Origin of the sequence: Cytobacillus purgationiresistens (assembly GCF_030813235.1) — a bacterium.
GTDB classification, from domain to species: Bacteria; Bacillota; Bacilli; order Bacillales; family Cytobacillaceae; genus Cytobacillus; species Cytobacillus purgationiresistens.
Genome location: NZ_JAUSUB010000002.1, coordinates 43,528 through 65,767 on the forward strand (window position 1 = coordinate 43,528; position 22,240 = coordinate 65,767).

The following is a 22,240-nucleotide window of genomic DNA, read 5'->3' on the forward strand; positions in this document are numbered from 1 at the left end:
GCAAGCATTGCCAATCCAAAATGGAGTTTAATCGAATAACTCCAGCTCCTATTTCAATTCCTCAACTTACCTTCTAGGGCCAGTCACAATTAAACGCTTATTCATTAATTCTGTGTCCCCACCTCAGTAAAATCAAGCCTTCGATTTTTTGAAGAAAATGCACTAAAATCAATTTCAATACTGAATCTGCCATTTGATTTTCATCCTTAACTTGTTCCTTATGATATAGTGTTGTTTGATATAAGCTAAAAATTCTACCACGACAACAGGAATAAAATTTATCTTTAATCGATGTAATAATAATGGAGTTAAAAATGCTAATCAGTCTCGGGTTTAAAAATAAACTTGCAGAAAGTTATTTTCTTTTTCCTAATAAAATGATGTTTAAATCCTAATTATAGGAAATATAAATGAAGCAGCAAAAATATGACAGTTTGCACAAGGAGTGTGAATCCAGTGAAATTAGATATTATAGGGGATCTGCATGGGTGTTTTTTAGAATTAAAAGAGCTAACAACCCAGCTTGGCTATGAATGGATAAAAGATTATCCACAGCATCCGCAAGGGAGAAAGCTAGCTTTTATTGGAGATTTAACGGATAGAGGACCAAAATCAATACAGACTGCTGAGCTTGTTTATACACTTGTAAAGAAAAACCTTGCTTATTACGTACCCGGGAATCATTGTAATAAATTATATCGCTTTTTTCTTGGGAATAACGTTCAGATCACTCATGGATTAGAAACAACTGTGGCTGAATTCAACTCCCTCGGTCCGGAACAGAAAACCTCCATTCAGCAGCATTTTATCGAACTATATGAGACATCCCCACTTTATCAGATTCTTGATGACGGAAAGCTTATACTTACTCATGCAGGCATTCAAAAAGAAGACATAGGAAAGTATAATAAAAAGGTAAAAACATTTGTATTGTATGGGGATATAACTGGAGAAAGCTATGACGATGGGACGCCTATTAGAAAAGACTGGGCAAGCAGCTATAATGGGGATTCCATTATCGTGTATGGACATACACCAGTTCATCAAGTACGTGTAATCAATCGCACGTATAATATCGATACCGGCGCAGTTTTCGGCAACCAGCTAACCGCTCTTAAATACCCCGAACTGGAAACAGTATCAGTAAAATCCAGCATGCCCTACACAAAAGAAAAATTCCGCCGATACTGAAATGTGGAGGCGACTGATCTGCCCCGACAAGCTTAAGGGGAATTGGGCTAGAGGCTGTTCTTGCCTCTGGACCAGTTCGGCTTAAGGCCTTGAGCTTCCCCCTTATCTCTGAAGCAACAAATTCATATCTTCGGGTAAAGGCTGCTCTAGTTCAATCGTCTGGTGCAGCACCGGGTGGTAAAACGAAAGCTTGATACAATGAAGCGCTTGCCTTTTAATCCTGTTAACCTGACCTCCATATAAATCATCGCCCATTAAAGGGTGTCCCATGTGGGCGAGGTGAACGCGGATTTGATGGGTTCTTCCCGTTTCAAGTTTAAGCCTTACAACAGAGAAAGCGTTCGTGCGTTCTATTACTTGATAATGTGTACAAGCATATTTCCCAGCTTCATTTACTTCTCTCTCTATAATACTAGTGGGCTTCCGCGCAATAGGCTGCTCTACTATACCTTCATTTCTACTGATTGTCCCTTCAGCAAAAGCTTCATAAATACGGTGAACACCATTCTGCTGCTGCAATTTACTTAGTAAATGATGGATGTGGCGATGCTTTGCAATTAACACAAGGCCGGAAGTATATCTATCCAGCCTTGTAACGATATGAACAGTGGCGGATAGATTAATCTTTTCATAATAATGTATCATTGCATTTGCTAAGCTTCCAGTCGGATGCTCTCTCGATGGGATCGTATTCATAGCAGCAGGCTTATTGACCACTAGTACATAATCATCTTCATATATGATATGTAATGGAATATCCTCTCCCATAATCGCGTTACTGGGTTTTTCTTCTGGAAAACCAATCTCAAGCACGTCCCCATGTTTCAATGCATACCTGACATTCTCTTTCACTTGGTTAACCTTGATAAATCCACCAGAGAATTTTATATCTGTTAAGGCAGTCTTTGAAATATCATTTTCTTTAAGGAATTGTTTGATCGTCATTCCCTTCATATTTTCTGAAATCACCCATACTAGTTTAAACAATTCCATGTTATTCTTGCTCCTGTCTCATCTGTTCCCGGCATTCTTGATTTTTTCTGTATAGATAAAACCACCAGCGCGAACTGATGGTTTTATCTGTTAATCAGCGACAAACGAATCATGTACTCTTTTCCAAAATGGGAAAGGTCTAAACCGTGCGAATCGAATTTTTTCGTCTGCCACTCTGAATTGAATCGATTTAACATCCTTATGCAATAGGGATAAATGATCAATCGTAATTTTAAAATCCGGTTCGTTTACTGGCTTAAGCAAGCATGCATGATGCCCTGGCAGAACGAGTGGTGAACCCACTGTTCTAAAAACTTTATTATTGATAGACGCCATTTCAGCAAGCTGGATAGCTGGCAGGGAAGGATGAAGGATAGCCCCTCCTAAAGCTTTATTATATGCTGTACTTCCAGAAGGAGTGGATAAGCATAGTCCATCTCCTCTAAATCTTTCAAAATGCTGGCCGCGAATTTCTACATCCATTACAAATGTGCCATTCACAGCCTTGACTGTCGATTCATTTAAAGCTAAGTAGCGGGTTTCTCTCCCCCCATTTTGATATCTCACTATGACCTCGAGCAGCGGGTACTCAACAACCTGAAACGGCGTTTTAGCTATTGCGATCACCAGTTTCTCGATTTCCTCAGGCACCCAGTCAGCATAGAATCCTAAATGACCTGTATGAACACCGACAAACGCTGTTTTGTCCAGACGACTACTATAGCGATGAAATGCATATAACAAAGTGCCATCCCCGCCGACTGAAATCACGATATCCGGCTGTTCCTCATCATAAATGAGGTTGAAATCTAGCAGATAAGACTTCATTTTATGCATGAGCGTATTCGATTTTGAATCTCCTTTTGAAGTGATAGCAAATCTCATCGTTTCGTAGCTCCTCTTTTAAAAAATAAAAAAATGAATAATAGCAATTAATAGAAAATAGTTTGTCTTGTTCCACCGCCCGGCCCTTCGAAGCCTTAAGCCGCATAAGAATTGAAGGCCAAGTATACCATCATTCCTAATGCGTCTTAAGCTTTAGGCCCACAGGATGTGGTGATTTTAGCTCACGCGGGGCTTGAGCAAGGCGGCTTTCGCATTTTCAATGTCCAGTTGCGGCTCCTAGCCCCTCGAGGTCTTAAGTGAACTTGGTCCAGAGGCAAAACCACCTCCTGCCCGATTCCTCTTAAGCTTGTCGGGGCTGTTCAGTCGCCTCTACATTTCTTATTATGATTTATTCTTCTGCTGCATTTCCTTGTTTCTTGAAAAGAACGCTTGCGCTTCTTGTATTTCACCGCGAATCAGAGACATCTCTTCATCCAGTCGGAAGGCAGCTTCTGCCGCTCTTTGCAAGCGCATTTGTATGTCATCGGGAAACATTCCTTTATATTTATAATTTAATGAATGCTCGACTGTCGCCCAAAAGTTCATTGCCAATGTTCTAATTTGGATCTCTGCAAGAATTTTTTTCTCTCCGTGAATCGTTTGTACTGGATAAGCAATCACCACATGATATGATCGATAGCCACTTGCCTTTTTATGAGAAATATAATCTCTTTCCTCTACTATTTCAAAATCATTTCGCATGCGCAGCAGCTCAACGACCTTCATAATATCATCCACAAACTGACACATCATTCTTATACCAGCAATGTCCTGCATCTCAGCCTCTAGTCGATCGAGCGGGACACCTTTTTGATTCGCCTTATCTAAGATACTTGCGATTGGCTTGACACGCCCAGTTACAAATTCAATTGGAGAGTGGTCAGGGTCAGATTCAAATTGACTTCTCATCCCTTTCAGTTTCACTTTTAATTCTTCAACTGCTTGCTTGTAAGGGCCTAAAAATTGATCCCAATGTTTCATACACGCACCACCTTATAAGAAAAGCCCAAGTGCCTTCTCCATCAAAGGTTCTGTTCAGGCCTTTATTCAGGGAAGCCACTGTAGCTAGACAATCCAATAAAAACAGAGCCTTACATAAAGATTGGAGCGTCCCATAGGGGATTGGAAAGTAATCCCTCTACCTCTTATTAGCCTCTACTCTTACTCTAAGTAAGGCACATGTCCTTCTTTAAAAAATACTCTCGACCCTGTTTACCATTTCATCGCCATAGTTGCTATTTCCTTTAATGTTTTCTATAAGATAACTTAATTCTTCATGAAATTGCGGCAATGGCAGCAATTTATCTTGCTGTGATAAATATATTTCTCCCTCGTTTTGCAGGGCTACGTTCAGCTCTCTCCATATAAAATCTGACAGCATGATATATGTATAATCATTGTCTTTTTCTGTTATGTATATAAACGATAAATTGTCTGAGTCAACAAGCATTTGCTCTTTTGGAACCAGTTCAGATAATGGTACATCGTCACCGATTATTAAAAATAATTGCTTTTTTGTTTCATTCCACTTTGCATTCGTCACTTTAATTTTCGAATTCATTTTATCAACCTCCATACTCCCCATTATTTTACCATAGGATTAGTAAAAATCTCAAAGATGATTGCAGCAAGAGAAAAAGAACGAGATAATATACAGACAAGGCAGCAGAAAGGAAAGATTATTTTGGCACAAAACCTTGAAATAGAATTTAAAAATATTTTACATAAGGAAGATTTCATAAACCTAATGAATTACTTTTCTTTTTCAGAAGAAGATTTCTTTTCACAAGAGAATTTTTATTTCGACACCCCTACATTCTCTCTAAAAAATCTTGGCTGTGCACTGCGAGTAAGAGAAAAAGAAGGAAGTTATGAGCTCACCTTAAAACAGCCACACGCAGAGGGACTGCTTGAAACGAATGAGCCTATAAGCAAAAAAGAGGTTAATGACCTATTTCAAGGTCACCCTTTGAAAAACGAAATGATCACACGAATAATAGAAGAACAGGGAATTAACACTGCCGACATTCAATACTTTGGCTCTTTAAAAACAAGACGCGCAGAAATCCCGTATAAAGAGGGTCTAATTGTGTTAGATCATAGCATGTATTTAAATACCGAAGATTTCGAATTAGAGTATGAAGTTAACAATAGGAAAAAAGGCTCAAATTCTTTTCAGGCACTATTAAATTTACTTGAAATACCGATAAGAAAAACAGATAACAAAATTCTGCGGTTTTATAAGGAAAAATATAAACAGATGAATAACTAACTCTTTATAAGGGGTTTTTTCTATGAATGTCGATCAATTGAAGATGATGCTTGAAATTCAAGCATTGCAAAACTTTAACCAGCCTAATGCAAATCAAAGTTCAAGTTTTGGGGATATCTTAAATCAATATTTATCCACTCAAAGCACTGAGGACTTGTCTCAACCTACTGGTGGACTAGGAACGATCGGATCATTATATGCAAATACCGAGATCTCTCCATTCAGTCAGACGATTATGCCTATTCAACTTACGAAACAGCCAACTTCAGGAGGATCAACTGATTTTAATGACATGATTGGCAGAGCTTCCGCCCTATTCAACGTACCAGTCAGTATGATTCAAGCAGTCATAAAGCAGGAGTCCAACTACAATCCTAATGCCGTTAGCCCCGCTGGAGCATCAGGACTTATGCAGTTGATGCCAGCTACCGCTAAGGGCCTCGGTGTAGCCAATGTGTTTGATCCTGAGCAAAACATCATTGGCGGGACAAAATATTTACGGCAAATGCTCTACAAGTATAATGAAAACATTGATTTAGCTCTTGCCGCATATAATGCGGGACCAGGGAATGTTGATAGGTATGGTGGCATTCCACCTTTTACAGAAACTAGAAATTATGTTCAGAAGGTTAAATCTAATATTATGAATGTGTAATCGTTCAAGAATCCAACAGTCTTTCTGATTGTTGGATTTTTTTGTCTCATTCACCCAGATAAATAGAAAAAACTGAAAAAAAACCCAAAAACAGGGTAAATTATTAAAAAGAATGCTCCTTATTTCGACTCTCAAAGCTATTTGTTTGAGATATAAACCATGCCTTGATAAAATAAAAATAGTTAAATAAATAAGGTAATTAAAAATAAGGGATAAAACAACTCATAAAAGGAGTTTTTTAATAATGGTCGAGAAAATGCATACACCGTTCGACGCGATCGGAGAAGAGAGATTGCATCAACTTATCGATGCTTTTTATAGTCGAGTCGGACAACATCCTGATCTCGTCGCGATTTTTCCAGATGACTTGACCGAAACGGCAAGGAAGCAAAAACAATTTCTTACACAGTATTTAGGCGGACCAGCTTTATATACCGAAGAACATGGTCATCCCATGTTAAGAGCCCGTCACCTGCCTTTTCCCATCACAATGACTAGAGCGAAAGCCTGGCTCAACTGTATGAAGGAAGCCATGGATGAAGTTGGACTAAATGGACCTATTAGAGATGAGTTATTTGCAAGGCTCAGTCTAACTGCACAGCATATGGTTAATACACCTGAAAATGATGAAATGAAAGGTGATAACACGTGAACAATCAGGAATCATTCGAAAGAAAGTCGACATCACCTCATTGCCATGGCAGCGAAAAAAAGCCGCTGGAATTATATATCTTCGTCGACCCTCTTTGTCCTGAATGCTGGGGGTTAGAGCCAATAATAAAAAAGCTTTTAGTGGAATACGGTCGATACTTTTCTATCAAGCATGTGATAAGCGGCAAACTAACATCTTTAAATAGGGGTAAGCGCCAAGGCTATGATAATATCGTTGACCAATGGGAGAAAACAGGAAGCCGCTCTGGCATGTCATGTGATGGTTCGGTATGGTATGAGAATCCCATCTCTTCACCTCATCTTGCTTCAATTGCGATAAAGGCAGCAGAATTGCAAGGCCGAAAGTCCGGAATTAGATTTCTACGGAAGCTACAGGAAGTGCTCTTTCTTGAAAAACAAAACATATCTGATTTTGATGTATTAAAGGAATGTGCAACTGACATTGGATTAGATGTTGTGGAGTTTGTGACAGATATCCATTCAGAAAGTGCTGCAAAGGCATTTCAATGTGATGTGAAAATAACTGCAGAAATGGATGTCGATGAAATTCCAACACTCGTCTTCTTTAATGAAAATATTGAAGAAGAAGGTATTAAGATTACAGGTTTTTACCAATACGAGGTTTATGAGCAAATTTTAGAAGAAATGCTGCCTATCAAGCCTGAACGCGCTCCATTACCAGAACTGGAAAGCTTTTTAAAGCATTTTAAACTTGTAGCTACAAAAGAAATTTCAGTAGTTTACAATATGAGCGAGCAGGATGTCAATCGTGAAATGAAAAAGCTTCAATTAAAACAAAAAGCTGAACAAGTGCCAGCCAAGCATGGAAACTTCTGGAGATTCGTTGATTGATGTTTCTATTTCAAAGACAAAAGCCATACACTCTCTCTGAGGTGTATGGCTTTTTATTTAATATTATACAAACAAAGGGGATGGGAGATGTTTTCACGATCAAACAAAGGGGTAATATGTTTGTTTGTGATTAACTTCACAACATAAATATATCATGTGGAGAAGAACCTGACAATAGTTTGTGTATCTTTTCACATAATTGTCAAATTCTCTTCAGCTTTCTCTATTCAATGGCATGTACACCATTCTAACTTCATAGGATAAATATAAAAAGGAGAAAAACGGGCTATGAAAAAAATGCCGATTTTACTAATGCTACTTTTAATTTTCATCGCATTTATTCTGAACCTTTTGGGCCTGATGAAGTTAATACCCCCGTTAATCACCATTCCCCTTCTTTTCTTGTCCGTCTTTATATTGATTTATTATCTGAACGATAGGAAGAGGTTTAAGGGTTTTTAAGTTATTGTTGTTCGGACATAAGTTGGGAGTTATAGACCTTTTTTTCTACCTACTCCTCCGGCTCGGACCTGAGTTTGGGATTATTTTTGCTTTTTTTCTACCTTCTCTCACTGCTCGGACCTGAGTTTGGGATTATTTTTGCTTTTTTTCTACCTTCTCCCACTGCTCGGGGCTGAGTTTGGGATTATTTTTGCTTTTTTTCTACCTTCTCCCACTGCTCGGACCTGAGTTTGGGATTATTATTGCCTTTTTTCTACCTTCTCCCACTGCTCGGGGCTGAGTTTGGGATTATTATTGCTTTTTTTCTACCTTCTCCCACTGCTCGGGGCTGAGTTTGGGATTATTATTGCTTTTTTTCTACCTTCTCCTGTCATTTATATAAAAAAGGAGACAAGCATCAGCTCATCCCCTAATCGATTATTTTGATAAGAGTTCTTCCATTTCATTTAGCTTTTCTTCAAACACTTTGCATGCGTCTTCTATCGGTTTCGTGCTGGTCATATCTACTCCAGCCTTCTTTAAAACTTCAATTGGGTAATCAGAGCTACCTGATTTCAAGAAGTCTATATAGCGCTCAACAGCTGGCTGGCCTTCTTCTAAAATCTGCTTGCTTAATGCAGTTGCTGCGCTATAGCCTGTTGCATATTGATATACATAATAATTGTAGTAGAAATGAGGAATTCTCGACCATTCAAGTCCGATTTCTTCGTCGATGATAAGCTCATCTTCACCGAAATATTTTTTGTTTAATTCCAAGTAGGCTTCAGTTAATGCTTCGGCTGTCAAAGCTTCGTTATTTTGCACCTTTTGATGAATGACATGCTCAAACTCAGCAAACATCGTCTGACGGAAAACAGTTCCTCTGAATCCCTCTAAATAATGATTCAACAGATATAGCCTTTTCTTATCATCGTCAATTGTTTTTAGTAAATGATCATTTAATAAAGCTTCATTGCAAGTAGAGGCAACTTCAGCGACAAAAATGGAATAATCGCCGTAAGCGTATGGCTGAGTTTTACGTGTATAGTAACTATGGACAGAGTGGCCGAACTCATGTGCCAATGTAAATAAGTTATTCACATTATTTTGCCAGTTCATTAAGATATATGGGTTCGTCCCATATGTACCTGAAGAATATGCCCCACTGCGTTTCCCTTTATTTTCTTGCACATCCACCCAACGGTTGTCAAAGCCTTCTTTTAATACATTTAAATAATCTTCCCCTAGTGGCACAAGACCTTCTAAAATCATTTGTTTGGCTTCGTCATACTTAATGTCCATTTTTACTTCCTTAACTAATGGTGTGTAAAGGTCATACATATGAAGCTCTTCTACCCCAAGTACTTTTTTACGCAGCTTCACGTAACGATGCAGTAAATGCAAATGATCGTTGATAGTATTCACAAGGTTTTCATAAACCGTCTCAGGAATATTATTTGCAGACAAGGCAGCATGACGGGCAGAATCATAATTTCTTATGTTTGCGTTAAAATTATTCCGCTTTACATTTCCGCTTAAAGTACTTGAAAAAGTGTTGCGGAATTTGCCATACGTTTCATATACTGCTTTAAAAGCATCGTGGCGAACTCTTTGATCATCGCTTTCTAAGAAGTTTATATAACGGCCGTGGGTGATTTCCACTTCCTCCCCATTTTCATCTGTAATTGTAGGGAATTCCAAATCTGCGTTATTTAACATGCCAAAGGTATTACTTGAAGCATCCATAACTTCCGAAGCTTGAGCAAGCAATGCTTCCTGGTCAGCTGACAAAACATGAGGCCGTTGCAGATTGATTTCCTTAAGCGCATGCTCGTACAAACGGAGTTCTTCTTTTTCAGTTAAGAATTGGCTAATCTTCTCTTCCTCAACAGCAAGCAATTCCGGTACAATATAAGCCAATTGGCTTCCTGCAACAGAATATAACCCCTTTACCTTATCGTCCATTCCTTGATAAAATGAGTTGGTTGTATCTTGATCATATCTCATATGTGCGTATGTATATAACTTAACTAGTCGAGATAAAATATGATCTTGATATTGTAAAGCCTCAAATAGTGTATCTGCACTTTCATGAAGCTTCCCCTTGAATTTCTCTACCCCAGGCATTAATTCTTTGACTGCATGATATTCCTTATCCCAGTCTTCATCAGAAGCAAAAATATCCTCTAGCCTCCATGTTTCCTCTACAGCTATCTCACTTCTTGCAGGTAGCTTTTTCACTGGCGCTTCATTTATCATTCTATCTCCTCCATTGAAAATTCCGATAATCGGAATGATTATCTTAATGATACAATAATTACCTTAAATTGTTCACTAATTTGTTTCTTCAAATTACGCAAATCAATATTAAGGAATCCATCGTAATGTCTTATGTTATGTTAAAAAGAATGCTTTCATTTACTTTTTTCCTAAAAGAGTATGATGCAGAATCCTTTTACCAAACTGCAGGTAAAAAGATTTTGTGCTTTTTTCTATGCAGTCAAGTTTTTCGTTAAGTAAAATCGGTTTATTCACAAGGTAATGATAGCCGTCATCACTTGAGAGGATAGAGAGCTTTTGTAAAATCACCATATACTCCTTAACTGCTATAAAAGCATGTCCATCTGCACTTGGATTGATTGTTCGCAGTTTGATATGCTTACGATTGATCCTTTTTTTAAATGAATAAAAGGCTTCATCCAATGTGAACGGCTGCTGATGTCTTAGAATATCTAAATACAAATAGGATTGCCATTGTACTGAGGAGGTTGAAATATAAAGCCCATGCTTAACAGGGAGACCTATTTCAGGGGGGAGATGAGCTGGATACATAGCAGCTAAATAAAGTTCTTTTAAAAAGTGCTGTGGAAATAAACCGTGTCCGATATTTCCTTGGTTTTTCAATCGCCTAACTGCCTGCTCCCATTCTTTATGATGAATCTGTAATTGTGGAGATTTCATTGCTTCTGAGAGAGTGTGAAAGGATAGTTTTTTTATAGACAATTGCCCTAATGAATTTTTTGCTGTAATCGGCAGAAGAAAATCAAGTGTGATGAAGGATTTTGAAGAAGTGCAGAAGAATGGGAGCACCCAGTTACCAGTGGCATTTTGCTGAAGAAATAAATAATGAAAGTCAGATAAAATAAATTGGTTATTTCCCCTCCTGTTAAGATGATCGACAGACAAAATCCATAAAGGCCGAATGCCGGATTGGAGGTAATTCTCCGTTCGTTGAATAAAAAGTTTCTCTGGAATGATTGAGCATTGGTACTCTAGCGCATATTTTAGCCCGTTCAAGCTAAAGCCAATATCTGCCCGCTGTCTTATTTCTGGATATAAATTTTCCAGCTGGGGGCGAAAACCTTGAGTTTTAAGCCAGTCATAAATCAATAATTTACCGTTCATATGATTTTGTGATTCCCTTTCGTAGCTTTCAAGACAATCACCGCTCTTTTTATGAGCAAAATGAGTAATTCGCTTCCTCCCTGCTTTAAGAATAACTTCCATCTTACATTCTGGACAAAAAAACTGATCTTGGCTTCTTATACCAGTCAGCACATAAGTAGGGGTATTTCTCAAATCAATCATTTTCCCTTCCTTACTTCTTGCTAATAACAATAGCTCATCACCCTTTTATTTTTTATAATGTATATTCTATAAAAAATGAATGAAACCCTTTCACTTTTACGATTTTATTATTATCAGTTCTAAATGATATTTTTTGGTCAGGCATATCGGCCACTATTTCAAATGAATAATAGCAGCCCTTCAATAATTACTTTATCCCCTAACTAATAACGGTTGGGAAATAGTAGGCATTATAATTTCTATAGTTGTTCCTTGATTTACTTCACTTTGAATCGTTAACTGACCGTTATGACTTTCAATTATTTTATAGCAAGTCATTAGACCTAGGCCAGTTCCCTTTTCCTTCGTTGTATAAAATGGTTCGCCAAGTGTAGAGATTCGTTCTTTTGGAATTCCCATGCCCTCATCAATAATCAAGATAGATATTTCCCCTTCAACTTTTTCCTTTACTTTAACATCAATATTTCCACCATTCGGCATGGCTTCAATTGAATTTTTAAGAAGGTTTAGAAAAACTTGCTTTAACTGACTTTTTTCACAACTGACCATTGGCAAGTCACTGTCAAATTCCACATATATCTGAACATTATTCAATATAGATTGGTTATTTATTAAGGTTACTACGTCCTTTATTAGTACTTTAACATCTTGTTCTGCAAAAATAGCAGCGGAAGGTTTGGCTAGAACAAGGAATTCTCCTACAATTTCATTAATCCGATCAATCTCAGATAATACAATATCATAGTATTCTTCCTGTTGATTACTGGTTTTAAATAATTGAATAAACCCTTTAATTGAAGTGAGGGGATTACGGATTTCATGGGCAATTCCCGCTGCCATTTGGCCCAATATTGCCAGTTTTTCAGACTTTTGTAGCAACCGTTCAGTTTGTTCTTTTCTTTCAGTAATATCCTTTCCAATTGAAAGCACAGCTTCCTTTTCACCAAAAGTGATAGACAAGCTTGACGATTCATAGAAAAACATGGATCCATCCAATCGATTAAATCTGTATTCGATTGTGTTTAAAGGTTGTTGCTCTTTCTTAGCGTGCTTCATTCGTTCGAGTAAACGTCCCTCATACTCAGGATCCATAAACTCAAATATGGATTTACCGATTAACGCTTCCTTACTGGCAGCACCCATCATGCAAGCAGCAGCTTCATTTACATAAACCATCTTATACTCTTGGAGAATAAAAACGGATTCAGGTAATGAATCAATCAATCGCTTATAGCTGTCTTCACCTGCACGTGACTTTTTTTCGAAATATTGCGCCTTATCAAATTGCCAGCCCACAAACCAAGCAATGAAGGTGAATATAAAAAAGTCGATTGTAAAAAAAGGCTCATTAGACATAACTTTTTGGTATGTTGTAAATAGAATTGAAATTAACACAAGAGTCACTTGTCCTGATTTATTCATTTTTATTGCCCTCTAATAAACGTATTTTTATAATTTTATCAAAATATTGGTAGTTTCACACTAATTATTCCATCTGCTACTAAAATAAATATTAATTGAAGCGATATTGGGAGATTCATCTACATGCAGATGATCTATTACACACTTATTGGACAATCCTGCTACAACATTAGAAATATAAGAGAGGTTCCTAAAAAGCATAAAAGGGAAAAAAATAAACCAAGAACGATTAATGGATTTCATCGATATCGGCTTTCTTACAGTAAATACAGCATTCCAGGCTACATAAGATCTATGCAGAGCAGACGATTACCCAATATAGCGAACAAATCATTGGGCGGATTTCATGTAAAGTCCTAGGGTTTTGGTGGATGATAATTGGTGGTGGCCAATTCAGTTAACTAATCACCAGAATTTCCTGTGTAAATCACAACCAATTGTGAAGAGACTTTGTTTAAATGGACGTCTTTCAATAAACATCAGCCATCTTTGGGATTTAAATAGACAAGACATGGCATCCAACTTAATCGGCAACTTTCTTGATATTATGGACATTACCCTTTTGATACCAGACTTTTAGCATCTGAGAACTATAAAAAAACCGATTTCAAATGAAATCGGCGACAATTATTTAAAGTATTTTCGTAATTGCACAAACACATCATTTTCAAAAATAACTTTACCATACTCCTCTAAAAGATGTATGGTTGTGTCTGTTTCATTACCAAATTCAAGAAGGATACTTAAAAGATTATCAATTTCTTCTTCTTCTTCAAACACATCCTCTGGAAACTCAGCAAGCAGATAATAGATGCCTTTATACGAATATACTTTTGTTGAAATATGATCAAGCTCTGTGCGCTTTGACAAAGAAATGAGATCTTCAAAGTCCTTGAATGTAAGCACAAATTCTAAATCTCCTTCATCAATATCGTCATCTTCTTCCGTGACGTTAAAATGTTGATCTAGCATGGCTTCTACCCTTTCATCAACAGCTAAATCTTTCAGTTTTTCATCCGGCACTGGCAGTTCGAACTTTTGTCCGTCTTTAGATAGCTGTGCCTTAGTTACTAAAATCTCTAAACCTTTATCTAGGGCCTGCACTTGTATCCATAATGGTCCTTCCAACATAAAGTCCTCTTCTCGATGAACTTCATCCATCATTTCCCAAAAGAGTTCCTCACTACGTTCACGATTATACCAGATCTCGTCTTTGTCAAATCCTCTTTCTTCTATATCAACATATGAAATATAAAACTTTACTGTGTGATCATTAATCCGTTCAATTTCCATATCAGCAACTCTCCCTTCTAGCGGTTGGTGAAGGGACTAAATACCCCCAAAAGCATCCTATCTATAAACTTATTACCCTGATTTTGCTTTTATATTCCTAACATAAACAAGCAAGTAACGTTATAAAATATTCCCATTTCATTTTAATAAAAGATACAGAATATTATCTGCTTGTTGCTTTCATTTTATGACAAATACTCGTTAAAGGGAATGCAAATGTCATTTCTCCTTAAAAAACAAATGAATGCCTATATAATCATATCCTTTTTAACTTTTAAACCATCCATAGGATGATATTTATTTTAAGTTAGTGCTTGTATTTTATCAGAAAAGAAGACCTCTCACAAGAAATCAAGCTTTAACAGGTTAGTAATCATATTTCTAGAATAATTGTGGAGGATTTTATTCACATAAAGAAACTTCATTTTAACACATAAAAAAGAGACCTTCCTATAAAAAAGAAGGTCTCATTTGTTAATTTACTAAACGCTGTGCTTCACGAAGATGGTACGTGCGAACTTTCCTAGGAAGGAAACGACGAATTTCATCTTCATTATAACCCACTTGTAAACGCTTTTCGTCAAGGATAATTGGGCGACGCAGCAACCCGGGATTATCTTTGATTAATTCGAATAAATTTTGTAGTGGCATTGTTTCTAAATTAACATCAAGCTTTTGGAATGTCTTTGAACGAGTTGAGATAATTTCATCCGTCCCATCCTCAGTCATACGAAGAATTTCTTTAATTTCTTCAATTGTTAAAGGCTCAGAGAAAATATTTCTTTCTTTATAACTAATTTCATGTTCTTCTAACCACGATTTAGCTTTCCGGCAAGATGTGCAACTTGGTGAAGTGTATAATGTGACCATTTTACAAATTCACACTCCTTAAATTTAGACATATATAAACCAATTCAAAAAATTATATTGTTTAATTAGTTTGGTTCCCGCAGATAAAATTGGCGAGCTAACTGATTCCGTTTTCATCTTGAGATGCCACAGCTCTTTAATGATTCACTAGGCTTTTACTGTGTTAAATCTCACGGGTAAATTAAAATCACTATAAATAAGCAATTTATATTTTTATTATACACCAATAAAAGATCATTTGGTATATGTTTTTATATTCATTATAAAAGTCTCATACGCTAATTAAACAATCAACTCGCCTAGGTGAATCTATAATATAAGACGATTTAATACAAAAAAAGTTTCACTTTTTTCGATTTTTGCATGAATTTATTATAAGAGTTCACAAAATATACATTTATTCAAAAATCATTATATATTTTTATATACCCATTTTTACGTTCCGTAAACCTCTATTTCATTCTCAATTAAAATTCAGACAATGAAAATAAAATAATAAAAATAAGCACAAAAGCTGGCAAGGAGTGATCATATATGCCAGCTTTTGTGCTTATTTTATATTAGATATCCTTTAAAACATCACGCTCTGGTTCTTTTTCTGAAAAGGTGAGTACTTCTTCAACTGGTTGATAAGACTCACCGTAGAAATGAGCATCTTTATAAGTGTGAATGAGTTCGTATGTTTTTTTCATTGCGTCAAAAATCATTTCTTCACTTTCGTTGTTCGGAGCCCAATACAAAATTTCCATTGCGTTCACTTCCTTCGTTGCAAGTGAGCGTCTTCGATAACCAATAGATTGAGCATGCTCAAAACCTTCTCGCTTATAAAAACGCAATCTTTTCTCCGTATCCGTATCCTCATAATCAACTGGCTCAACCTCTAAAATAATCGGCTTCCCTTTTTCCTTTAGCTGAGCGATTAACTTTCGGCCTAATCCCTGACCGCGAGCATCTTTAGAGACAAATAAATAATCAATAAAAACAAATGTTTCAAGCTCAACATACATCAACACATGTAATGGACCTTCAGCTTTATGATAAATATCAGGTCTCTCCTTTAATAAAGTTTCCATATGCTCTTTTGATTTCATTTCTTCAATCGGAAAATATTGATTTAGTTTTTCATACCAATGCATGGATTTGCTCCTTTGTTAAATGATATTTCCAGCATGATAAGCTCCCAGCTTTCGTTTCCAGACGATCTTCAGGTTCATAAAAAATATTTTCAAGAATATAAATTCTTAAAAAAGACAAATCTGTAGCAGTACTATGCTTTATTAGGAAGTATTTGTGAAAACTGCTCTTTTCATACAATAAAAGATAGATTAAAATATAGCTAAGCATACTTCATATTACTCACAGCTATTTTGTGAAAAGAAAGATGGAGGTTTATCATGATTGGTTACTTTTCAGACTTGATTTTAGTTTCTTTGCTCGTAATTGGATTGACAGCCTTTTTGGGAGTACTCACAAACGGGCTAGGTGAAAGATTTTTTGGTGGCAAGAAAAAATCCGAATTCGTAGACCAATCTGCTAAAGTGCAAACCGGATGGAATAATGTAGGCGGGAAAAGGAAATAAATGTTCCTTTCCACTATTCTATGATAACGGATATATCAACGGTGTCAAATAAAAAACAGTTATGCCCTTGAATATCAGGCGCATAACTGCTTCTTTTTTTATTCTTTCATAGGTGTATAATCAACATTTTCTGTATACCTATTACCAGCATTCCAAAGTAAATACTCGTCAATCCCTTGTTCATTCAAAGCCTTGATTTGCGCTTCAACTTCTTTTTTTCCATATGTCATATAATTTCCTTTCCCTAAGTATGATGCGGTAAAATCTTGGATCCAAGGTCTTGAAATAGGCGGATTCTCCAGCTCTTCCATCTTTTTGTTTTCAAGCTTTGCATACTCCTTAATGATTTCATATGGCTCAAGGTCAGGTTTCTCAACTCCAAAGTATGAGGTCCAGTGACTTGGGTAAATCATTGAAGATATCACGTCAACATGCTCTGAAATCTTTGAAAAGTTTTGCCCGATTCCCGGAGCTTCAGGCAAGGTAGCTGTGTACCCAAAAATATCTACTGACACTTTTACTCCGTATGGCTCCAGTCTTTCCTTGGCATACTCTACAAAATCAGTAACAGCTTGGACTCTCAGTTGCACATCATCTCCGTCTATTTGATCTGCATAGTGTCCTTTACTGTATTTTAAGGTTTTATCCTTATTTTCAAAGCCTTCCGGGAATCGAACATAGTCGAATTGAATTTCCTGAAAGCCTAGCTTAGCCGCATCGATTGCAATATCGATGTTATAGTCCCATACTTCCTTCAAGAATGGATTTACAAAGGATTCGCCACGTCCATTCTTCCAGACGTTCTTCCCTTCTTTAAACGCCCACTCAGGCTTTAGCATGGCTAACTCCGTATCTTTAAATACAACAATGCGACCAATCGGATAAATATCTTCCTCTTCCATCACCGATAGCATCTTCTTTGGATCTTTTATATAAGGCTCAATGATTCCTTCATATTTCTTCTTATCTTCCGGCACATATGTAAGCTTTCCCCAATCATCCTTCATATCAATGACCATTGCATTTAAGTCGGTCTCTCTCATGGTATCCACGAGTTCATTAAATCGTTTACCTCCCGCAGATGGCCCTGTAACATAAACACCTCTGATCGCATCTGGATAATCAAATACGAAGCCGGAATCATATTGAAAACGGCTCATTTGCTCAGGAAGCTCTCGAACAAAACCAAAAAATTCTTTTGGTGAATGCTTGTCCATCTTCCACTCACCATCCTCCGCACTCACATTTATGTAAGATAAAAAGAATACTACAAGTAAAAGTAAAGAAACCAACGATCCTTTCAGGTTACTCATAATTATTGTCCCTCCTCAAAAAACGAGCTTTTTTTCTCTTATTTCCCTTTATTCTACAAGAAAAACACCACTTTGAGAAAAGCATAAAGTCTTAAAATTAATAAAAACTTAAAAAAATCAATTAATTATAAAATTCACAATAGTAATTTCATACAGACTAATGTATACTATATACATCAAACCGCATTAATGAGTGAAAGCGCTAAACTAAATTTAAATATTCGAAATTTTATTGAGGTCTCTTTTGTTTTTAGTTTTTCTGTTTTGAACAGATTAATTCACAAAAAAACGATCTCAAATTGAGATCGTTTTTTTGTGAATTATTTAACGCTATATTGCTTAAATTCTTTTTCAGAACAGTAAACGAAATGACCTGGTGATACTTCTCTCATCTCAAGCTGCTCGTCATCGCTATATTGATGAACAGCCGGGTCGTATGCTTTACGCTGACGAGTGCGCTCTGATTCTGGATCTGGAAGCGGGATTGCTGAAAGCAAAGATTGGGTATAAGGGTGTATAGGGTTATTGTATAGTTCATTGGCTGGAGCCAATTCTACAAGCTTCCCAAAATACATTACCCCAATTCTATCGCTAATGTATTTCACCATTGACAAATCATGAGCGATAAACAGATAAGTTAACCCTTTTTCACGTTGAAGCTTTTTCATTAAGTTAACAACCTGTGCCTGAATAGAAACATCCAGTGCTGAAATCGGTTCATCTGCTATGATAAATTCCGGATCAACAGCAAGCGCTCTGGCAATACCAATACGTTGCCTTTGGCCGCCTGAGAATTCATGCGGATAGCGGTTTGCGTGTTCTTTATTTAGTCCAACTGTTTCTAACAGCTCATACACTCTTTCCATACGCTCTTTCTTTGTCTTCACTAGACCGTGAATATCAATGCCTTCTGCAATGATATCTGCTACTGTCATACGCGGATTAAGAGAAGCATATGGATCTTGGAAAATCATTTGCATTTTGCGATTAAATGCTTTTAAATCTTTCGCAGATTTTTTTCCATGTACATTGACACCATCATAGTTAACTTGGCCGTCTGTTGCATCATATAAGCGAATGATTGAGCGTCCGGTTGTAGACTTACCACAACCCGATTCACCAACAAGACCTAAGGTTTCGCCTTTGTAAATGTCAAAAGAAATACCATCAACAGCTTTAACCATATTGGGTTTACCAACATTAAAATGCTGCTTTAAATTTTTTATTTCTAGTAATTTCTCAGCCATTTATTTACCCTCCTTCACAAGCACTGGCTTTTCAAAATTGGAGGAAAGACTGCGAATTCGCTTTTGCACAGCTTCCGGCGGTTCAACATTTGGAGCGTCCGGATGGAGCAGCCATGTTTTTGCAAAATGCGTTTCTGAGATTTGGAACATTGGTGGCTCTTCCTCATAATCAATTGCAAGTGCATATTTGTTTCTCGCTGCGAATGCATCTCCCACAGGAGGATTGGTTAAATCAGGCGGCGTACCAGGGATAGCAGCCAATTCATCATGATCATTGTTTTCCAAACTTGGCATAGAAGCAAGCAATCCCCAAGTATAAGGGTGTCTTGGATCGTAAAAGATTTCATCAACTGTACCAATTTCAACGATTTGACCTGCGTACATAACAGCCACGCGGTCAGCAACATTTGCAACAACACCTAAATCATGAGTAATAAAAATGATTGAGGTATCGAGCTTGCCTTGCAGAGCTTTCATCAGCTCTAGAATCTGTGCTTGAATTGTTACGTCCAGTGCCGTTGTAGGCTCATCTGCAATAAGAAGCTTAGGGTCAGCCGCTAGAGCAATAGCAATCATTGCACGCTGTCTCATACCGCCTGAAAACTCATGCGGATATTGATTCACACGACGCTCTGGCATTGGAATACCTACAAGCTTTAATAATTCAATGGCTCTCTTTTTTGCATCAGCTTTTGCCATCTTTTGATGCTTAATTAAACCTTCCATGATTTGCGTCCCAATCTTCATGGTCGGATTAAGTGAAGTCATTGGATCCTGAAAGATCATGCTCATTTCTTTACCGCGGATTTTTTCCATTGCTTTATCGGTTTTCTTAACGATATCTTCACCGTTAAACATAATTTGTCCGCCAGTTATTTTTCCAGGAGGCATTGGGATCAGCTTCATCAGAGTTTGTGCCGTAACACTTTTCCCAGATCCTGACTCACCAACAATTGCTAATGTCTCACCTTTATGAAGGTCAAAGCTTACACCGCGTACAGCTTGTACTTGTCCGCCATAAGTTTGGAATGAGACTTTTAAATCTTTTACTTCAAGTATTTTTTCCATCTTCTCACTCCCTTATTTGCGCATTCTTGGGTCTAGAGCGTCACGTAATCCGTCTCCGACTACATTGAATGCAAAAATGGTTAAACAAATAAATGTAGCTGGGAAGAATAAACGCCAAGGATAGTAACGCAATGCTGGTAAACCATCATTTGCCATTGTTCCCCAACTTGCAAGCGGAGGCGTTAATCCTAGGCCAAGGAAACCTAAGTACGCTTCTGTAAAAATGGCAGAAGGAACAGTTAGTGTCATGGTTACAAGAATTGGTCCCATTGAATTTGGAATTAAGTGTTTTGACATAATTCTAGATGTGCTTGCTCCAAGTGTTTTCGAAGCCAAAACATATTCCTGACTCTTAAGCATGAGCACTTGTCCCCTTACGATCCGAGACATATTAATCCAACCGGTTATGGTCATTGCTATAATCATTGTTCCAAGACTTTGACCAAGAACAACCATTAATAATATAACTAATAATAGATATGGAATCCCAGATAAAATATCTGCACCACGCATCATTAGTTCGTCGGTTCGCCCGCCTTTATAGCCGGCAATGCCGCCCCATGCTACACCGATGAATAAATCGATTAAAGCAGCTGCAACACCAATGAAAATGGAGATTCTTGCACCTTCCCAAGTACGAGTAAATACATCGCGTCCAAGATCATCTGTACCAAACCAATGCTCAGCAGAAGGAGCCTGATTTTTATTTGTTAAATCAGTCATCTTGTAATCATACTCTGTCATATATGGTCCAAAGATCGCCATGAAGATTAAAATCGCTAATAAAATTAATCCAAATACAGCGAGCTTGTTCTTTCGAAAACGAATAAATACATCTTTCCAAAACGAAAGACTTGGCTTAGATATTTTTTCAGTATCACTTAAATGTGTACCGACTACTTTGAATTTATCATTAGGTATCTGCATCATTTACTCTCCTTTCTTCCCGCCAGCGAGTTTAATCCGTGGGTCGATGATTCCATATGCAATGTCAACAAGGAGAATAGCGACAAGCAAGATAATGCTATAGAACACTGTAACACCCATAATTACTGTATAGTCGCGGTTTGTAATACTTGTAACAAAATGGAAGCCCAAGCCTGGAATTCCAAAGATCTTTTCAATAACAAAACTTCCTGTTAAGACACCCGCTGTTAATGGCCCTAAGTAGGTAACAACTGGTAGGAGAGCATTTCTCATTGCATGTTTTACAGTAATAACACCACTGCTTAAGCCTTTTGCTTTTGCAGTCTTAATGTAATCATTCGCCAGCACTTCTAACATACTAGAACGAGTTAGCCTTGCTATATACGCCATCGGACCTGCTGCTAAGGCGATCGCCGGGAGTATTGTATGCATGAATGATTCCCATCTGGCTACAGGGAACACACCAAGTTTTATTGCTAAGAAATACTGTAAAAACGTTGCCATAATAAAGGATGGTACGGAGATTCCTAGTACTGCAATGGCCATTGTTGTGTAATCTTGCCATTTGTTTTGTTTTAATGCTGCAATTACTCCGAAAAGAATTCCGAATGCAACGGCGAGGAAAATCGCTTCTAATCCCAGAATAAATGAAACAGGGAAGCCATCTGAAATTAGGTCATTAACTGTTTGACTCTTATATTTAAACGAAGGACCGAAATCCCATGTAACAACATTCATTAAATAATCCGTATATTGTTGATACCACGGCTTGTCCAAACCAAAGTGCGCATTCAAGTTAGCTTGAATTTCAGGCGGGAGCTTTTTTTCAGAAGCAAAAGGGTTCCCGGGTGCAATTTTCATGAGGAAAAATGTTGCTGTTACGATTAACCATAAAGAAATAAGCATATACAGCAGACGCTTTCCGATATATTTCGCCATTGTCCAACACCTCCAATTTAATACTGTTCAGA

At 37.3% G+C, this 22,240-nt stretch carries 23 protein-coding genes; 8 read left to right on the forward strand and 15 right to left on the reverse strand.

Features of this window, described 5'->3' with window-relative positions:
- The first annotated feature begins 456 nt into the window (after positions 1-456).
- Positions 457-1,191 (forward strand): bis(5'-nucleosyl)-tetraphosphatase PrpE, encoded by a 735-nt coding sequence (gene prpE, locus J2S17_RS02780; protein ID WP_307471698.1) that lies wholly within the window; start codon positions 457-459, stop codon positions 1,189-1,191.
- Between the two features lie 102 nt (positions 1,192-1,293).
- Here prpE and J2S17_RS02785 read toward each other — a convergent pair whose 3' ends face one another.
- The 4 genes from J2S17_RS02785 to J2S17_RS02800 all read right to left on the reverse strand — a co-directional run bounded on the left by J2S17_RS02785 (position 1,294) and on the right by J2S17_RS02800 (position 4,630).
- A complete protein-coding gene (locus J2S17_RS02785; protein ID WP_307471700.1) occupies positions 1,294-2,184 on the reverse strand; it encodes an RluA family pseudouridine synthase in 891 nt (296 codons plus the stop codon).
- 90 nt (positions 2,185-2,274) lie between these two features.
- Positions 2,275-3,069, reverse strand: a complete 795-nt coding sequence (locus tag J2S17_RS02790; RefSeq protein ID WP_307471702.1) for an NAD kinase — start codon at positions 3,067-3,069, stop codon at positions 2,275-2,277.
- A 342-nt stretch (positions 3,070-3,411) separates the two neighbouring features.
- Positions 3,412-4,050: a GTP diphosphokinase gene (yjbM, locus tag J2S17_RS02795; RefSeq protein WP_307471704.1), complete on the reverse strand. Its 639-nt coding sequence runs from the start codon at positions 4,048-4,050 to the stop codon at positions 3,412-3,414.
- A gap of 208 nt (positions 4,051-4,258) precedes the next feature.
- Positions 4,259-4,630 carry a UPF0738 family protein gene (locus tag J2S17_RS02800; protein ID WP_307471707.1) on the reverse strand — a complete coding sequence of 124 codons (372 nt, stop codon included), beginning with the start codon at positions 4,628-4,630 and terminating at the stop codon, positions 4,259-4,261.
- 57 nt (positions 4,631-4,687) lie between these two features.
- Here J2S17_RS02800 and J2S17_RS02805 point away from each other — a divergent pair, with 57 nt between their 5' ends.
- From J2S17_RS02805 to J2S17_RS29060, 5 genes are all read left to right on the forward strand, one after another.
- A complete protein-coding gene (locus J2S17_RS02805) occupies positions 4,688-5,341 on the forward strand; it encodes a CYTH domain-containing protein (protein WP_307471709.1) in 654 nt (217 codons plus the stop codon).
- A 22-nt stretch (positions 5,342-5,363) separates the two neighbouring features.
- Positions 5,364-5,996, forward strand: coding sequence for a lytic transglycosylase domain-containing protein (locus tag J2S17_RS02810; RefSeq protein WP_307471711.1), 633 nt, complete (start codon positions 5,364-5,366; stop codon positions 5,994-5,996).
- Positions 5,997-6,240: 244 nt separating this feature from the next.
- Positions 6,241-6,648 (forward strand): globin domain-containing protein, encoded by a 408-nt coding sequence (locus tag J2S17_RS02815; RefSeq protein WP_307471713.1) that lies wholly within the window; start codon positions 6,241-6,243, stop codon positions 6,646-6,648.
- A complete protein-coding gene (locus J2S17_RS02820; protein WP_307471715.1) occupies positions 6,645-7,520 on the forward strand; it encodes a ClpXP adapter SpxH family protein in 876 nt (291 codons plus the stop codon). The genes J2S17_RS02815 and J2S17_RS02820 overlap by 4 nt, the downstream gene beginning before the upstream one ends.
- A 312-nt stretch (positions 7,521-7,832) precedes the next feature.
- A complete protein-coding gene (locus J2S17_RS29060; protein ID WP_503128663.1) occupies positions 7,833-7,982 on the forward strand; it encodes a hypothetical protein in 150 nt (49 codons plus the stop codon).
- Between the two features lie 417 nt (positions 7,983-8,399).
- Here J2S17_RS29060 and pepF read toward each other — a convergent pair whose 3' ends face one another.
- From pepF to J2S17_RS02835, 3 genes are all read right to left on the reverse strand, one after another.
- Positions 8,400-10,220, reverse strand: coding sequence for an oligoendopeptidase F (pepF, locus tag J2S17_RS02825; RefSeq protein WP_307471716.1), 1,821 nt, complete (start codon positions 10,218-10,220; stop codon positions 8,400-8,402).
- A gap of 159 nt (positions 10,221-10,379) precedes the next feature.
- The gene (locus J2S17_RS02830; RefSeq protein ID WP_307471718.1) at positions 10,380-11,579 is read right to left on the reverse strand and encodes a competence protein CoiA; all 1,200 of its coding nucleotides are present in this window, start codon (positions 11,577-11,579) and stop codon (positions 10,380-10,382) included.
- A gap of 162 nt (positions 11,580-11,741) precedes the next feature.
- A complete protein-coding gene (locus tag J2S17_RS02835) occupies positions 11,742-12,971 on the reverse strand; it encodes an ATP-binding protein (protein ID WP_307471721.1) in 1,230 nt (409 codons plus the stop codon).
- Positions 12,972-13,094: 123 nt separating this feature from the next.
- Between J2S17_RS02835 and J2S17_RS02840 the strand changes: the two genes are divergently transcribed.
- Positions 13,095-13,331 (forward strand): hypothetical protein, encoded by a 237-nt coding sequence (locus J2S17_RS02840; RefSeq protein ID WP_307471723.1) that lies wholly within the window; start codon positions 13,095-13,097, stop codon positions 13,329-13,331.
- A 267-nt stretch (positions 13,332-13,598) separates the two neighbouring features.
- Here the strand turns inward: J2S17_RS02840 and mecA are convergent, their stop codons facing one another.
- From mecA to J2S17_RS02855, 3 genes are all read right to left on the reverse strand, one after another.
- Positions 13,599-14,264 (reverse strand): adaptor protein MecA, encoded by a 666-nt coding sequence (gene mecA, locus J2S17_RS02845; RefSeq protein WP_307471725.1) that lies wholly within the window; start codon positions 14,262-14,264, stop codon positions 13,599-13,601.
- A 474-nt stretch (positions 14,265-14,738) separates the two neighbouring features.
- Complete coding sequence (gene spxA / locus J2S17_RS02850; RefSeq protein WP_307471728.1) at positions 14,739-15,134, reverse strand: transcriptional regulator SpxA; 396 nt, start codon at positions 15,132-15,134, stop codon at positions 14,739-14,741.
- A gap of 560 nt (positions 15,135-15,694) precedes the next feature.
- Positions 15,695-16,270: a GNAT family N-acetyltransferase gene (locus J2S17_RS02855; RefSeq protein ID WP_307471729.1), complete on the reverse strand. Its 576-nt coding sequence runs from the start codon at positions 16,268-16,270 to the stop codon at positions 15,695-15,697.
- Between the two features lie 258 nt (positions 16,271-16,528).
- Here J2S17_RS02855 and J2S17_RS02860 point away from each other — a divergent pair, with 258 nt between their 5' ends.
- On the forward strand, positions 16,529-16,714 hold the full coding sequence (locus J2S17_RS02860) for a hypothetical protein (RefSeq protein WP_307471731.1): 186 nt from the start codon (positions 16,529-16,531) through the stop codon (positions 16,712-16,714).
- Positions 16,715-16,812: 98 nt separating this feature from the next.
- On the opposite strand, the gene J2S17_RS02865 is transcribed toward J2S17_RS02860, so the two are convergent.
- The 5 genes from J2S17_RS02865 to J2S17_RS02885 form a co-directional block, all read right to left on the reverse strand.
- Positions 16,813-18,027, reverse strand: a complete 1,215-nt coding sequence (locus J2S17_RS02865; protein ID WP_307471733.1) for a putative glycoside hydrolase — start codon at positions 18,025-18,027, stop codon at positions 16,813-16,815.
- Between the two features lie 320 nt (positions 18,028-18,347).
- Complete coding sequence (locus tag J2S17_RS02870) at positions 18,348-19,274, reverse strand: ABC transporter ATP-binding protein (RefSeq protein WP_307471735.1); 927 nt, start codon at positions 19,272-19,274, stop codon at positions 18,348-18,350.
- The gene (locus tag J2S17_RS02875) at positions 19,275-20,342 is read right to left on the reverse strand and encodes an ABC transporter ATP-binding protein (RefSeq protein ID WP_307471737.1); all 1,068 of its coding nucleotides are present in this window, start codon (positions 20,340-20,342) and stop codon (positions 19,275-19,277) included.
- A 12-nt stretch (positions 20,343-20,354) separates the two neighbouring features.
- Positions 20,355-21,272, reverse strand: coding sequence for an ABC transporter permease (locus J2S17_RS02880; protein ID WP_307471738.1), 918 nt, complete (start codon positions 21,270-21,272; stop codon positions 20,355-20,357).
- A complete protein-coding gene (locus tag J2S17_RS02885; RefSeq protein ID WP_307471740.1) occupies positions 21,273-22,208 on the reverse strand; it encodes an ABC transporter permease in 936 nt (311 codons plus the stop codon). It abuts the gene before it with no gap.
- Positions 22,209-22,240 lie beyond the last annotated feature (32 nt).